Source organism: Streptococcus suis, from assembly GCF_019794615.1.
Lineage (GTDB): Bacteria > Bacillota > Bacilli > Lactobacillales > Streptococcaceae > Streptococcus > Streptococcus suis_AI.
Genome location: NZ_JAIMDU010000047.1, coordinates 1 through 14,757, shown reverse-complemented (window position 1 = coordinate 14,757; position 14,757 = coordinate 1). Strand labels below are relative to the sequence as shown.

General features: G+C 41.1%; 6 protein-coding genes. 5 read left to right on the top strand and 1 reads right to left on the bottom strand.

Annotated features, from left to right (window positions below; genetic code table 11):
- Positions 1-266 precede the first annotated feature (266 nt).
- From K6V43_RS10480 to tkt, 4 genes are all read left to right on the top strand, one after another.
- Positions 267-836: a CHAP domain-containing protein gene (locus tag K6V43_RS10480; RefSeq protein WP_222383034.1), complete on the top strand. Its 570-nt coding sequence runs from the start codon at positions 267-269 to the stop codon at positions 834-836.
- 376 nt (positions 837-1,212) lie between these two features.
- Positions 1,213-2,160: a LacI family DNA-binding transcriptional regulator gene (locus K6V43_RS10475; protein WP_172007004.1), complete on the top strand. Its 948-nt coding sequence runs from the start codon at positions 1,213-1,215 to the stop codon at positions 2,158-2,160.
- Positions 2,161-2,353: 193 nt separating this feature from the next.
- Entirely contained in the window at positions 2,354-9,406 is a 7,053-nt protein-coding gene (locus K6V43_RS10470) for a pullulanase (RefSeq protein ID WP_222383033.1), read from the top strand.
- A 299-nt stretch (positions 9,407-9,705) separates the two neighbouring features.
- Positions 9,706-11,676 (top strand): transketolase, encoded by a 1,971-nt coding sequence (tkt, locus tag K6V43_RS10465; RefSeq protein WP_222383032.1) that lies wholly within the window; start codon positions 9,706-9,708, stop codon positions 11,674-11,676.
- 705 nt (positions 11,677-12,381) lie between these two features.
- Here tkt and K6V43_RS10460 read toward each other — a convergent pair.
- Positions 12,382-13,722, bottom strand: coding sequence for an Nramp family divalent metal transporter (locus K6V43_RS10460; RefSeq protein WP_222367889.1), 1,341 nt, complete (start codon positions 13,720-13,722; stop codon positions 12,382-12,384).
- 414 nt (positions 13,723-14,136) lie between these two features.
- On the opposite strand from K6V43_RS10460, the gene tadA reads away from it, so the two are divergent.
- Positions 14,137-14,649, top strand: coding sequence for a tRNA adenosine(34) deaminase TadA (gene tadA, locus K6V43_RS10455; RefSeq protein WP_160864318.1), 513 nt, complete (start codon positions 14,137-14,139; stop codon positions 14,647-14,649).
- Positions 14,650-14,757: the final 108 nt, after the last annotated feature.

Here is a 14,757-nt window from a genome sequence, read left to right as displayed (position 1 = left end):
AAAGTACGCATTTTTGATATAAAAAGAAAACCTCTCTAAACCCTTGATATACATAGGGTTAGGGAGGTTTTTGTCATTTCAAACTGTCAAAGATGGGATTATAGCATGAGAAATCGAATTGTGAACAAATTGCAACCTATCTATCATATTTGTCATATTATTTTAAGTTCTATGAAAGAAATTTCTAATAGGATAGATGGAATAGAAAAAAGAAAGGAAAAATTGATTTGAAATTTCAAATACATTCTCAATTAAGTAAAGTAGCCATGCTTGCAATGTTTACGGGAGGCTTATTATGGCTTGGAGTAATAACAGTTCATGCAGAGGATACAGCCGTAAGTGATACTCCGACAGTCTCAGCTTTAACTCAAAAAGAAACAGCTGAGAAAAGGGAGGCAGAGCAGGCTGCGGTGGAGAAAGCAGCTGCCGAAGCTGCAGCACAAGCAGCATTAGCTACAAATATGGTTTCAGATGTGACGGTTGAATATACATCCAATACTTACCCAGCAGGTCAATGTACATGGGGAGCAAAAGAAATGGCTCCATGGGTTGGGAACTATTGGGGAAATGCCGGAGATTGGGCAGCCAGTGCAGCTTCATTAGGCTATGAAGTTGGAACAATACCAAAAGTTGGCGCAATTGCAGTCTGGACAGATGAAAATGGTGGCTATGGGCATGTTGCCTATGTGACAGATGTGGCTACCGATGGTCAAATTCAAGTCATGGAATCAAACTATGCTGGCTCCTATTATCCAAGTAACGTTCGTGGATATTTTGATCCAACAACAACCAGTGAGGGAACGGTAAGTTATATTTATCCCCCTGCTGGAGTATAGTTGTTATTGATAGGATTGTATGATGATTAAATTTTTCGAAAATCAACAAAATTCCAGATGAGTGAAAATTTAAGTGTAGTTTTTCAGCATGTTACCATAAAATTAGAAAGTGAAAGAGTTCTATCTATAACAAGAAGACATGACTGGGATTAAGCTCAATGTCAGTTCTCAAGAGGTATGTCGACATCATTTTTTTAAAAAGTAAAAAGGTCTAATAAATAGGCCTTTTATAATTTAAAAAACAGATTCGAGGGTCATTCAGAAAATTCTTGTAAAATAATGTGATGAAAGGGCTTTACTTTTTAGTAGTAAATAATATATAATAACATCAAGAAAACGTTTGCATATTTTGGCTAGAAAATAGGAGAGGAGATATATGACGACGTTGGCAGATGTGGCGAAAAGGGCCAATGTTTCAAAGATGACAGTTTCCAGGGTTCTGAATCATCCAGAACTAGTAACGGAAGAGTTAAAACAATTGGTCTTGTTAGCAATGAAAGAGTTAGATTACCAACCGAATGTTGTGGCAAAAGCCCTTGCACAACAACGAACTCTGACAGTTCAAGTCATTATCCTAGAAGAAATGGAAACTGTCGAGCCTTATTATGCTGAGTTGGTAGCAGGAATTTCACTCGGACTGAGCGAAAAAAACTATACAATGCAAATTGTGACGGATCGGAATCAAGTGACAGAACAATGTGACGGCTACATTGTCACAGGTGCGCGTATAGAAGATTATGGGTGGCTGCGGAGGTTGATGAAACCTGTAGTCTTATTTGGTGAAAATATGGTGGGACTCCCGTTTGTAGATACACATAATAAGGAAGCAACCTACCAAGCAAGTCGCTTTGCCTTTGAGAAAGGCTATGAACAGGTCGTATTTGTTGGTATAGATTTGCCCGATGCCTTTGCACAATCTAGGGAAGCTGGATATGTTGAGGCAATGGAGGAATCGGGACATCCCCCCAAAATTTATCGTCTAGAAAATAGGTCTAGGGTAGCAGAAGACTTTATAAGACAATTGGACTTGTTATCACCCAATACTTGTTTTATATGTGCTTCTGATCGCATAGCGCTTGGTATTGAGCGAGGGTTATTGTTTTCATCAAAGAGAGTCCCAGAAGATTATGGGATTATTGGATTTGATGGAATATTTATTGACCGTGTTTCTCGTCCTCAATTAACCACTATGCGGCAACCGTTCCGAAAAATGGGGAGAATCACTGTTAAGCAGTTAATGACTTTGGTGGAGGGCTGTGAATTAAAGGAACAAAAGCGATATTGCCAAGCTAGCTTGGTAGTGAGAGAAAGTACTAGAGCATAAAATGAATGATGCTACATGACAAATAGAGGGGTTGTAAAATCCAGTGTAGATAGGTAGGATGACTGGATAAAAAACGAGGACAATCCCTTTTTTGATCAGGAAAGCTGTTACCGGTAACATTTAAGAAAACGTTTGCAAAAGAAATTCTTTTGTATATACTATTATTATATTATACACACCAAAGGAGAATGGTATGAATAAAAGTCGTTTCCGTTTACATAGGAAAGCTCCTATGTTCGAAAAAAAGGAAATTTTTGGAATTCGTAAGTTTACGATAGGAGTTGCATCCGTCGGTATTGCGACAGCCTTTTTAATGTCTGGACCTGGTCAAACAGTTCATGCTGAGGAAGTGGCTACTCCTGCGGAAGCTATTATAACCAATGTTTCTGAGCAGCCTGTCGAAACAGTCGAGCCAGCCCCAGTTGCAGAGGCTACGCCTACAGCCTTGGATATAGCACCAAGTTCAGAAGAAACTGTGACTGAGTCTACATCAAATTCAACTGGAGTATCAGAAACAGTTGAGACTCCAGCAGTAACTGAGGTTGTTGAAACAGTAGATAATGCATCGGCAGAACCGCTGGCAACTACTGAAACACCTGTGGCAGAAAGAGCTGCAGCAGAAACAGCTACATTATCCACCCCAGCAGAAGCACCAATTGAAGAAGGTAGTATTCGTCTGCACTTTGAAAATGTAGACGAAACAGCACCAGAAAGTCAAGGTTTGTGGACTTGGGGAGGAGTTGAAACACCATCTGATGGGAATAAATGGCCAACTGATACGGTGAATTTCTCAAGTAGCCAAGTGGATGACTACGGCCATTATGTTGATATTAAAAAATCTGAGACACCAGGCACAATCGGTTATTTGGTCCTTAAAGATGGGGAAAAAATAACAGAATCGGACCAAAAAGTGGAGCTTCTTGTTCCGGAACAAAATGAGGCGTGGATTGCTAGCGATTATACTGTTTCTAGCTATGAGCCACTCAAGGATGACAATGTTCTCCGCATCAATTACACACGTGAAGACAACAATTATGATGGTTGGGGCGTATGGACTTGGGGAGATACGACTGAAGCGAGTGATGGTTGGCCAACTGGCGCTGTTGATTTTCAAATTGGGAAATATGGTGCTTATGTTGACATTCCTCTATCGAATGGTTTAGATTCTAAGCTTGGATTTCTACTAATCAATCAGAATAATCCAGATCTTGCTGGCAATAAATCGATTGATTTAGCTTTTGCAGATCGTAAACGTCATAGCCAAATATTCCTTCGAAACGATGACGACAAAGTTTACACAAATCCATATTTTATCGAAGAGAAAGTAGAATTAGATACAAGTAAAGCTACTCCGGGTACAAAAAATGTGACTGTTGAGGCTAGTAGCAAAGCACCATTCAACTACAATGAAAGCGGCTTGGTATCTGTAACTGTCACTAACCCTGAAAATGCTGAAATAGTTAAAATGGAAGTCGATACAAGTGCCATCGGCGGAGGTCTTGTGCCAATCTCTACAGAGCTCAATCGTGTGACCATTAAAGCGACGTCTAGCACAGCGCCAGGTACATATAGTCTTCCTGTAAAAGTCTATGATAAAGACAATGGTTACTACGAAACAAAATTGGATGTGACCATTACGGAGCGCATTAAGGCAGAAGGTGAAAAAGACTGGGACGAGCAAGTCATCTACTTCATGATGACCGACCGTTTCTACAATGGTGACGTTAGCAATGATCAGGTGGTTGACGGAGATGTGACCAATCCTCGCGGTCTTTACCAAGGTGGTGACTTCAAAGGAGTGACAGCCAAGCTGGATTACTTGAAAGAATTGGGTGTGGATTCTATCTGGTTGACACCAATTGTTGAAAATATTCCACAGAATGTTGGTAGCGCTACAGACGGAGATTACTATGCTTACCATGGTTATTGGGCATCCAATTTTGAGAAACTTAATCCGCATTTGGGAAGTTTAGCTGATTTCCATGAATTGATTGATGCCGCAGCCGAAAAAGGCATCAATATTATTGTTGATGTGGTGCTTAACCATGCAGGCTATGGTACAGAAGAAACCTTTGCAGGTATGGTACGGACTAAGGAAGAAGATAAGCAGGGAGATGACCAATTAGGTTCATTATCTGGATTACCAGACTTCAAGACAGAAGAAGCTACAGTTCGCGATCAATTGGTTGCTTGGCAGGCATCTTGGTTGGAACGCTCAACAACTGCTAAAGGTAATTCAATCTATGGTTTCCGTGTTGATACAGTCAAACACGTTGATGATACCACATGGCAACATTTCAAAAATGAATTGGTGGATAGAGACCCTGACTTCCACTTGATTGGAGAATCTTGGGGAGCTAACTATAAAGATACCAAGGGTGACTTGGGAATCGGTACTATGGACAGCTTGTTGGACTTTGGCTTCAAGGATATCGCCAAGTATTTAGTCAATGGTCAACTGAAAGCAGCTGGAAAAGAGCTAGAAGAGCGTAGCAAGGTTCTTACTAGCGCAGCTTCTCTGGGTCAATTCTTGGGTAGTCATGACGAAGATGGTTTCCTTTACAGTCTCGGTGGCGCAGAAAAAGAAGGAAATCTGGATAAACTGAAATTGGCTGCTAGTCTCTTGATTACTGCTAAAGGTCAGCCAGTCATCTACTACGGTGAAGAATTAGGTCAATCTGGACAAAACAACTGGCCAGTTTATGACAACCGGTACGATTTCGATTGGAGTAAGGTAGAGACAAGTGACATAGAGGACCATTACCAAAAATTGTTGGCTTTCCGTAATGTCAATTCAACATTGCTCTCACGTGGTGATACAAGCACCCTTGCTGGAAATGATAGCCAAGGTTGGCTTATCAGCAAACGCAGTTACCAAGATCAAGCTGCCTATCTTGTCTTCTCAACCAATACCGAGAGCAAGGAAATAGCGCTTGAAGTATCTGGTAAAGATGTGGTTGTAACAGATGCCTACACAGGAAAATCTTATCAAGCTATCGAGAAAGACGGTAAATGGGTTGTTCAAGTCGAACTTCCAACGATCGGTCAAGGTGGCACCATGCTCCTTCAGACTCAAGCAGGTGACATCGTCAATGCAAGTGTACAAGGAGCAACTGAAGAACCAATTGAAGCAGGCTACTTCCGTGTTCACTTTAAAACTCTACCATCTGATAATCTATCTAGCTTAGGTTTATGGACATGGGATGATGTCGAAAAACCATCGTCAGATGTTGGTGCTTGGCCTACAGGTGCAACCAATTTCAGTACCGCTAAACAGGATGACTATGGCTATTATCTGGACATCAAGATGAAAGACGAAACAGCTAGCAAGATTAGTCTTTTGATTAATAACACTTCTGGTGAGAACATCACAGGTGATAAGGTCATTGAACGGATTAGCACCAAGATGAATGAAGCTTGGTTTGATGAAAACTATCAACTCAGCCTCTATCAACCACTCAAAGAAGGCTATATCCGTATCAATTACTTCCGTACAGATGGCGAATATGACCAAAAAGGTCTCTGGATCTGGGGAGATGTGACAGATGTTGCCTTGGGTGACTGGCCAAATGGTATTGATTTTGAAAACCAAGGCAAGTATGGTGCCTATATCGATGTCAAATTGACAGATTTACCAAGTTCCATTGGCTTCCTGCTATTGGATGAAAGCAAGTCAGGAGATGATGTGAAGATTCAGCAGAAAGATTATAGCTTTACAGATTTGAAAAATCAGACACAAATCTTCCTCAAAGATGATGATCCAACCATCTACACTAATCCGTATTTTGTCAATAATGTCCGTGTAACAGGCGTTTCTCATGTTAGCCTAACAGCTTTAGAAGCAGCCTTTACAACGCTTGAAGGTGCGGATAAGGATAGCATCTTGGAGAAATTGTCTGTAACAGATAAAAATGGTCAGACAGTTGCTGTGACGGACCTTGTCTTGGATGCTACGAGCAACAAGGTGCGAGTCCTCGGGGATTTCAACCAAGAAAATGCGGGCTATACCCTCAAATATGGCAATGATAGCTTCACAACAACTATGAGCTGGCAATTGAAGGATGAGCTCTATGCTTATGATGGAGAACTTGGTGCGCGTGTGAGTCAGGCTGGTAGTGTCGTTGATATGACTCTCTGGTCTCCAAGTGCAGACAGTGTAGCAGTTGTTCTTTATGATAAGGATGACCAATCTAAGGTGGTCGGTAAATTAGCCATGACCAAGGGTGATAAAGGACAATGGGATCTTGAATTGAATGGTCAATCAGGTCTTGGTATCGCGGACTATCGTGGTTACTACTACCATTATGAAATCACTCGTGGGGATCAATCTGTTCTTGTTTTAGATCCATATGCTAAGTCTTTAGCTGAGTGGAATAGTGATTTGGCAGATACAGATCCATCTTATCGTATTGCAAAAGCTGCGATTGTGGATCCATCAGAAGTTGGTCCAAGTGATTTGAACTATGCCACAATTCCTAACTTCAATCAGCGTGAAGATGCGATTATCTATGAAGCACATGTTCGTGACTTCACATCAGATCCTGCTATTTCCGATGAATTGACAGCTCAATTTGGCACCTTTGCGGCCTTTGCAGAACGTCTCAGCTACCTAAAAGAACTGGGTGTGACCCATATTCAACTGCTCCCAGTTATGAGCTACTATTTTGTCAATGAATTGAAAAATGCAGAGCGGATGAGTGAGTATGCATCAAGCAACAGTAACTATAACTGGGGTTATGATCCACAAAGCTACTTTGCCTTTACAGGTATGTATTCTACAGATCCGACAGATCCAATGAAACGCATTGAAGAGTTCAAAAACCTGGTAAATGAAATTCACAAACAAGGCATGGGTGTGATTTTGGATGTGGTGTATAACCACACTTCTAAGACTTTCTTATTTGAAGATTTAGAGCCAAACTATTATCACTTCATGGAGGCAGATGGTACGGCTAAATCAAGCTTTGGTGGTGGTCGTCTGGGAACCACTCACTACATGAGCCGTCGTGTCTTAGTTGATTCCATCAAGTATCTTGTGGACGAGTTTAAGGTAGATGGTTTCCGTTTCGATATGATGGGGGACCATGATGCCGAAGCGATTGAGCTGGCCTTTACTGAAGCTAAAAAACTCAATCCAAACATTATTATGCTTGGTGAAGGATGGAGAACCTTTACAGGTGATGCCAATCAGCCTGTTCAGCCAGCGGACCAAGACTGGATGAGTTCAACTGATACGGTTGCGGTATTCTCAGATGAAATTCGCAATACACTTAAATCTGGTTATCCAAACGAAGGTCAGCCAGCCTTTATCACAGGCGGTGCTAAGAGTGTAGAATCTGTCTTTAATAACATCAAGGCACAACCAGGCAACTTCTTGGCAGATGATCCAGGTGATGTGATCCAATATATTGCTGCGCATGATAACTTGACGCTCTTTGATATCATTGCTCAGTCCATCAAGAAGGATCCATCAATCGCTGAAAATTACACGGAAATTCACCAACGGCAACGTTTGGGTAACTTGCTAGTTTTGACTGCTCAAGGGACACCGTTCATCCATTCTGGTCAGGAGTATGGACGGACCAAACAGTTCCTTCACCCTGATTATCAGTACCCTGTAGCAGAAGATCAAGTGCCGAACAAAGCTCATTTGTTGACAAATGCTGATGGTACACCATTTGATTACCCATACTACATTCATGACTCTTACGATTCATCTGATGCCGTCAACAAGTTTGACTGGACCAAAGCGACAGATGAGGCGCTCTATCCAGAGAATACCCGTACTCAGGCCTTTACAAAAGGATTGATTGCCTTGCGCAAATCTACAGATGCCTTCCGTTTGGGAACAAAAGACCAAGTCGATCAAATGGTTAGCTTGATTTCAATTCCAGGTCAGAATGGTATTGCTACAAATGATGTGGTTATTGCCTATCAAACCATTGCAAGCAACGGTGATCGCTATGCTGTCTTTGTCAATGCTGACAGTAAGGAACGTAGTTTTGTTCTTTCAGATATTTACAAAGACTTACTGCAGGGTCAAGTATTAGTTGATGGTGAACGTGCAGGTGTAGAAGCATTGTCTGATTTAGTGGGTGTCGAATTGACTGATAGTGCAGTTGTTCTTGCACCTTTGACTGCAACAGTGATTCGTTTGCCTTATATCATCACAGAAGTTCCAGATACAGCACCTACTGCTGAAGAAAAACCAACCTTAGACTTTACTACGAAAGAACGTACAGAAGAATCTGTCCTCCCAATTGCAGAGGAAGTTCGCTATGATGAAACTCTTGCAAAAGGTCAATCTTATGTGCTTCAAGAAGGTAAAGCAGGTAAGAGAGTCTTGGTTTATCAAGATGTCTTGGTTGACGGCAAGGTGATCGCTACTAACTTGTTATCAGAAACAGTTGTAGATGGCGAGGCACGGATTGTTGTTCAAGGTGGTTTAGTTACAGAAGTTCCAGATATAGCACCTACTGCTGAAGAAAAACCAGCCTTAGACTTTACTACGAAAGAACGTACAGAAGAATCTGTCCTTCCAATTGCAGAGGAAGTTCGCTATGATGAAACTCTTGCAAAAGGTCAATCTTATGTGCTTCAAGAAGGTAAAGCAGGTAAGAGAGTCTTGGTTTATCAAGATGTCTTGGTTGACGGCAAGGTGATCGCTACTAACTTGTTATCAGAAACAGTTGTAGATGGCGAGGCACGGATTGTTGTTCAAGGTAGTTTAGTTACAGAAGTTCCAGATACAGCACCTACTGCTGAAGAAAAACCAACCTTAGACTTTACTACGAAAGAACGTACAGAAGAATCTGTCCTTCCAATTGCAGAGGAAGTTCGCTATGATGCGACTCTTGCAAAAGGTCAATCTTATGTGCTTCAAGAAGGTAAGGCAGGTAAGAGAGTCTTGGTTTATCAAGATGTCTTGGTTGACGGCAAGGTGATCGCTACTAACTTGTTATCAGAAACAGTTGTAGATGGCGAGGCACGGATTGTTGTTCAAGGTAGTAAGGAAATAACACAAGAGGTAGCTAAGTCAGATCCAATTGTTAAGCAAGAGGAATTAAAACCAAGTCTTTCTACTCCAACAGCTCAAGTGTCTGAACAAACCACAAGTGCATCAAACAAAGAAAGCCTACCAGCTACAGGTGACCGCCAAAGTGATTTGGCACTTCTAGGTCTCGGACTTGCTGGACTTGGTTTGACAGTTGCTGCACAAGGAAGAAACAAAAAATCAGAAGAATAGAATTCTTCGGTCGTAACAATAGTTTTTACAGTTTTTGGGAAAAGCTCAAAATGTAGTAAAATTATTGAGATAGACCACATTATAAAACGCATAGAATCAAAGGTTTAGTAACACAATGATTCTATGCGTTTTTTTAATGAAGAATTTACTTAGATTTCAAAAATTGTAATTTGTTTCATACATTTATTGATTCCCCTTCTCTCAAAAAAATTTCGTTATATAGAAACAAGAATATTCTGACAGACATAGAAAACGCTTTATGGTATAATGAAAACATGACTTTATAAAAGGAGAAAATCATGTCAAATCTTTCAGTCAATGCGATTCGATTCCTTGGTATTGATGCCATTGAGAAATCGAAATCAGGTCACCCTGGCATCGTTATGGGTGCAGCCCCAATGGCTTATAGCCTCTTTACTAAAGAGCTTCGTGTAAATCCATCCCAACCGAATTGGATTAACCGTGATCGTTTCATCTTATCAGCCGGCCATGGCTCCATGCTTCTTTATGGCCTCCTTCATTTGTCAGGATTTGAAGATGTCACAATGGATGAAATCAAGAATTTCCGTCAATGGGGTTCAAAAACACCAGGTCACCCAGAATTTGGTCATACAACAGGTGTAGATGCGACTACAGGTCCTCTTGGACAAGGGATTTCAACTGCGACAGGATTTGCGCAAGCAGAGCGTTACCTTGCTGCTAAGTACAACCGCAATGGCTTCCCAATCTTTGATCACTATACCTACGTAATCTGTGGTGACGGCGACTTGATGGAGGGTGTTTCTTCAGAGGCTGCTTCCTATGCAGGTCTTCAAAAATTAGAAAAACTCATCGTTCTCTATGATTCAAATGACATCAACTTGGATGGTGAAACGAAAGATGCCTTTACAGAAAGTGTACGTGCACGTTACGATGCATATGGTTGGCATACAGACCTCGTAACAGATGGTACAGATGTAGATGCCATCTTTGCGGCTATTGAAAAAGCAAAAGCTGCTGGTAAACCATCACTTATCGAAATCAAAACAGTTATTGGTTATGGTTCGCCAAATAAAGCTGGAAGCAATGCGGCTCACGGTGCTCCTCTTGGTCCAGAAGAGGCAGAAGCAACTCGTAAGGCACTTGATTGGAACTATGCTCCGTTTGAAATTCCAGCTGAAGTCTATGCGGACTTCAAAGCTAATGTAGCTGACCGTGGAGCAGCTGCGTATGATGCTTGGGTGAAATTGGTGGAAGACTACAAAGTAGCACATCCAGAATTGGCTGCAGAAGTAACAGCTATCTTGGAAGGTCGTGAATTGGCTGAGTTGACAGAAGCTGATTTCCCTGTCTATGAAAATGGTTTCTCACAAGCAACTCGTAACTCATCACAAGACGCGATAAATGCAGCAGCGGCAGTATTACCAAATTTCTTTGGTGGTTCAGCTGACTTGGCACACTCAAATATGACTGTCATTAAGGGGGAAGGACTTCAAGACTCTGCTAATCCTCTGAATCGCAATATCCAATTCGGTGTGCGTGAATTTGCTATGGGTACTATCTTGAATGGTATGGCAGCACACGGTGGACTTCGCGTTTTCGGTGGTACCTTCTTCGTCTTCTCAGACTATGTGAAGGCAGCAGTTCGTTTGTCAGCCCTTCAAGGTCTTCCTGTGACTTATATCTTTACGCATGATTCAATTGCAGTCGGTGAAGATGGCCCAACTCACGAGCCAATCGAGCACTTGGCAGGACTTCGTGCCATGCCAAACCTCAATGTCTTCCGTCCAGCAGATGCGCGTGAAACACAGGCAGCTTGGTACTTGTCATTGACCAGCAAATCAACACCATCAGCCCTTGTTCTCACTCGTCAAAACTTGACAGTTGAAGAAGGAACAGCCTTTGACAAGGTTTCAAAAGGTGCTTACGTTGTCTATGAAGCATCAGGCTTTGATACCATCCTTCTTGCATCTGGTTCAGAAGTGAACTTAGCTGTAAAAGCTGCCAAAGAGCTAGAAGCATCAGGCACTAAGGTTCGTGTGGTTTCTGTACCGTCTACTGAGCTCTTTGATGCACAAGATGCAGCTTATAAGGAAGAAATTCTTCCAAATACCATCCGTCGTCGATTGGCCATTGAAATGGGTGCAACTCAAAGTTGGTACAAGTATGTCGGTCTTGACGGTAAAGTTCTTGGTATCGACACGTTCGGTGCCTCAGCTCCAGCCCAAACAGTTATTGACAACTATGGCTTTACAGTAGAAAATGTTGTGAAATTAGTTGGTGAATTGTAATAAAATGTCAGAAACAGCCTTTCGGGGCTGTTTTTCAAGTTCGTTTCAATTGTTATGGACAATACTATGTGATTTTGAACATTGATACTCTTCGAAAATCAACATAATCCGTTGTCAAGAGCCTTTATGAGTGAAAAGCTCCCAGCCTGTAACCTTGAAATGAGAAAGTAACAGAGTTCTATCTTCGGCGTAATGACGGGAGTGGGAAAGAACTCGACCAGACAAAAAAAGAGTTTGTCAACAATTTTTCGTTTTAAGTTGTTGAGCTGAAACAGTCTATCCCCAGACTGTTTCACTCCCACCACCGCACAGCTCCAAAGGTTCGGGGAACCTTTGGAGGTTGGAGATAAAGCGAACTTTGTTCGCAACAGTCGTTATGGTCAGATTTGGAGTGTGAAACACGAACTGCTGAGATTTGCTGTGCAAATCTTATCTCCTACCTTTAACAGTCTCCCAGACTGTTAAAGCCAATCAACCACTGCGCTGAGATGTTGACACGAACTCTGAGAAGCGAGGCTGGACTTTCTGCCCAGCCTCAATTTTTCTAGCCTCCGACTATCTCCCAGATAGTTGAAACTAGGCTACTTTTGATTTTCCTTGAGTATGACAATCAAAAAAAACGCACAATGATTATTCTAATGGAGAGATATCATCCTGCGTTTGTGTTGAGCGCTTTTAATTGTAGTTGCCTATTGGTTTAAAAAATCAATAGGGAAATAAAATATCATAGATAAGTTTGAAGTTGAGTAAGGTTAATATGAAAGCCACAAGGTAGCCGAAAAGAGTGTTCCAACGGGCATTAACCATATTTCCCATTATTTTGGGGTTAGACGTAAAGTAAACAAGTGGAAAGATAGAAAATGGCAGAGCAAGTGAGAGGAATACTTGTGAATAGACAATTAGTTGATCTAGAACGGCTTCATTATCCCCGTAAAATACAGCAACAATGACTACTGGTAATAAGGCTAAGAGTCGAGTTGTTAATCGGATACTCCATTGTGGGAGTTTGAGGTTAAGAAAGCCTTCTGTGACAATCTGTCCAGTCAGTGTTCCTGTGATGGTTGAATTCTGACCACTAGCCAATAAAGCGACTGCAAATAAAGTTGATAAGAAGCCGCTAGCAATACTCCCTGCAACTGAGGAGTCATTGAGTGCATTATACATTTGTGAAAATGCACTGATATCACTAGAGTGTCCGTAAAATAGTGTGGCTCCAAGAATGAGAAGTAAAGAATTGACAAAAAATGCTAGGCTTAGTTGTAAGTTTGAATCCCAACTCATAAAGCGTACCGCTTCAGAGATTGACTTATTATCTTCATAATTTACTTTCCGTGTCTGTGAAATGGACGAGTGCAGATAGAGATTGTGTGGCATGACTGTAGCGCCAATGATACCAAGAGCTAGAGTTAGTTGGCTATTAGTAGTAGTTTGATGAAGGTTGAATATAGAGAGATGAGGAAGATATCCGTGTAGAATCCCTGAAAAACTAGGTTTGGACAATGCTACTAGATAAATGAAAATGCCTAGAATAGTTAAAATTAACGTTGTTACCACGGCTTCTATTTTTCGAAAACCCAATTTCATCAGTGACAAGAGTAAGAATACATCCAGTATGGTAATGAGAATGGAGAACAGTAATGGCCAGCCAAAGAGTAAATGAAGAGCAATACCAGAACCAATAACCTCAGCCAAATCAGTCGCCATTAAGGCTAATTCTATGACGATAAACAGCAGATAGCGTAGCCAACTAGGTAAATGTGCTGCTGTCATTTGGGCTAAATCTTGGCGAGTAACAATACCTAACTTTCCGGCCATTTGTTGCAGTTGCATGGCAATAAGAGAAGATATCAAGATAACAGATAATAAAAGGTATTTATAACTGGCACCACCTATAACACTAGTAATCCAGTTCCCTGGATCCATATAACCAACAGCTACTAGTGCTCCAGGTCCTAAAAATGCCTTTAGAGTCTTGAAAAAACCACCATTTTTTGGAACAGCAATACTTTGATTTACTTCACTAAGCGATATTTTTGTTTTTTTCATAGTGTCACTTCTTTCTGATGAAAGATATTATAACAGAAAAAAATCAATTTGTTAACAATGTTTAAATTATTTATTTGGCACACCTAAAATGTCAGATGCTAACGAATCCAATTTGCAATAAAATAGAAATCATTGTACCTAGAGTAGTTGATTTCTTGCATTGGATGGGAAAAAAGGGAAGGAGTTCGATTCGATTTCATTGTTTAAAGTCGGAAGATAATTTGCGTCACTTCTAAGAATTTAAATCATCATCTGAGTATATGAGGTTACTGGCTTAGCCATCAATTCGATTCTTCAAAGTTGGAGAGGGTATCACGCTAAAGAATGGTTACTTATTCTCAAGTATCTTTATTTCTTTTTCGAAATTTCCATTAGCGAAAGAGTTCGTTTCGGATTTTCTGATATAATAGACCTATGCACTATACAGACGAAGAAAAAGAATATTTTATGAGACAAGCCTTAGAAGAGGCACGAAAATCTCTTGAAAAAGATGAAATCCCAATCGGTTGCGTAATTGTGAAGGAAGGGCAGATTATTGGTAGAGGCCACAATGCGCGTGAAGAGCTCAATCAGGCGATTATGCATGCTGAAGTTATGGCGATTCAAGAGGCTAATCGTGTTGAGGGGAATTGGAGGTTGCTTGAGACCACACTTTTTGTGACAATTGAACCCTGTGTCATGTGTAGCGGGGCTATTGGTCTCGCACGCATTCCAAGGGTGATTTATGGAGCCACCAATCAAAAGTTTGGTGCTGCTGGGAGTCTTTATGATATTTTAGCGGACGTCCGTCTGAATCATCGAGTAGAGGTGGAAAAGGGAATATTGGAAGAGGAGTGTGCCCAAATGATGCAAGATTTTTTCAGACAACGTAGGGAGAAGCAAAAAGCTGATAAGCTGGCTACTAAATCCAAAGTGGATCAATCCTAATCGAATCATTCCCATAGTTAGTTATTCCCGTCCTATCACCGGATTAGCACCCTATAAAAAGAAAAATCGCCACGTTAAGTAGCGATTTTTCCCTTTTGTGAGCCTCAA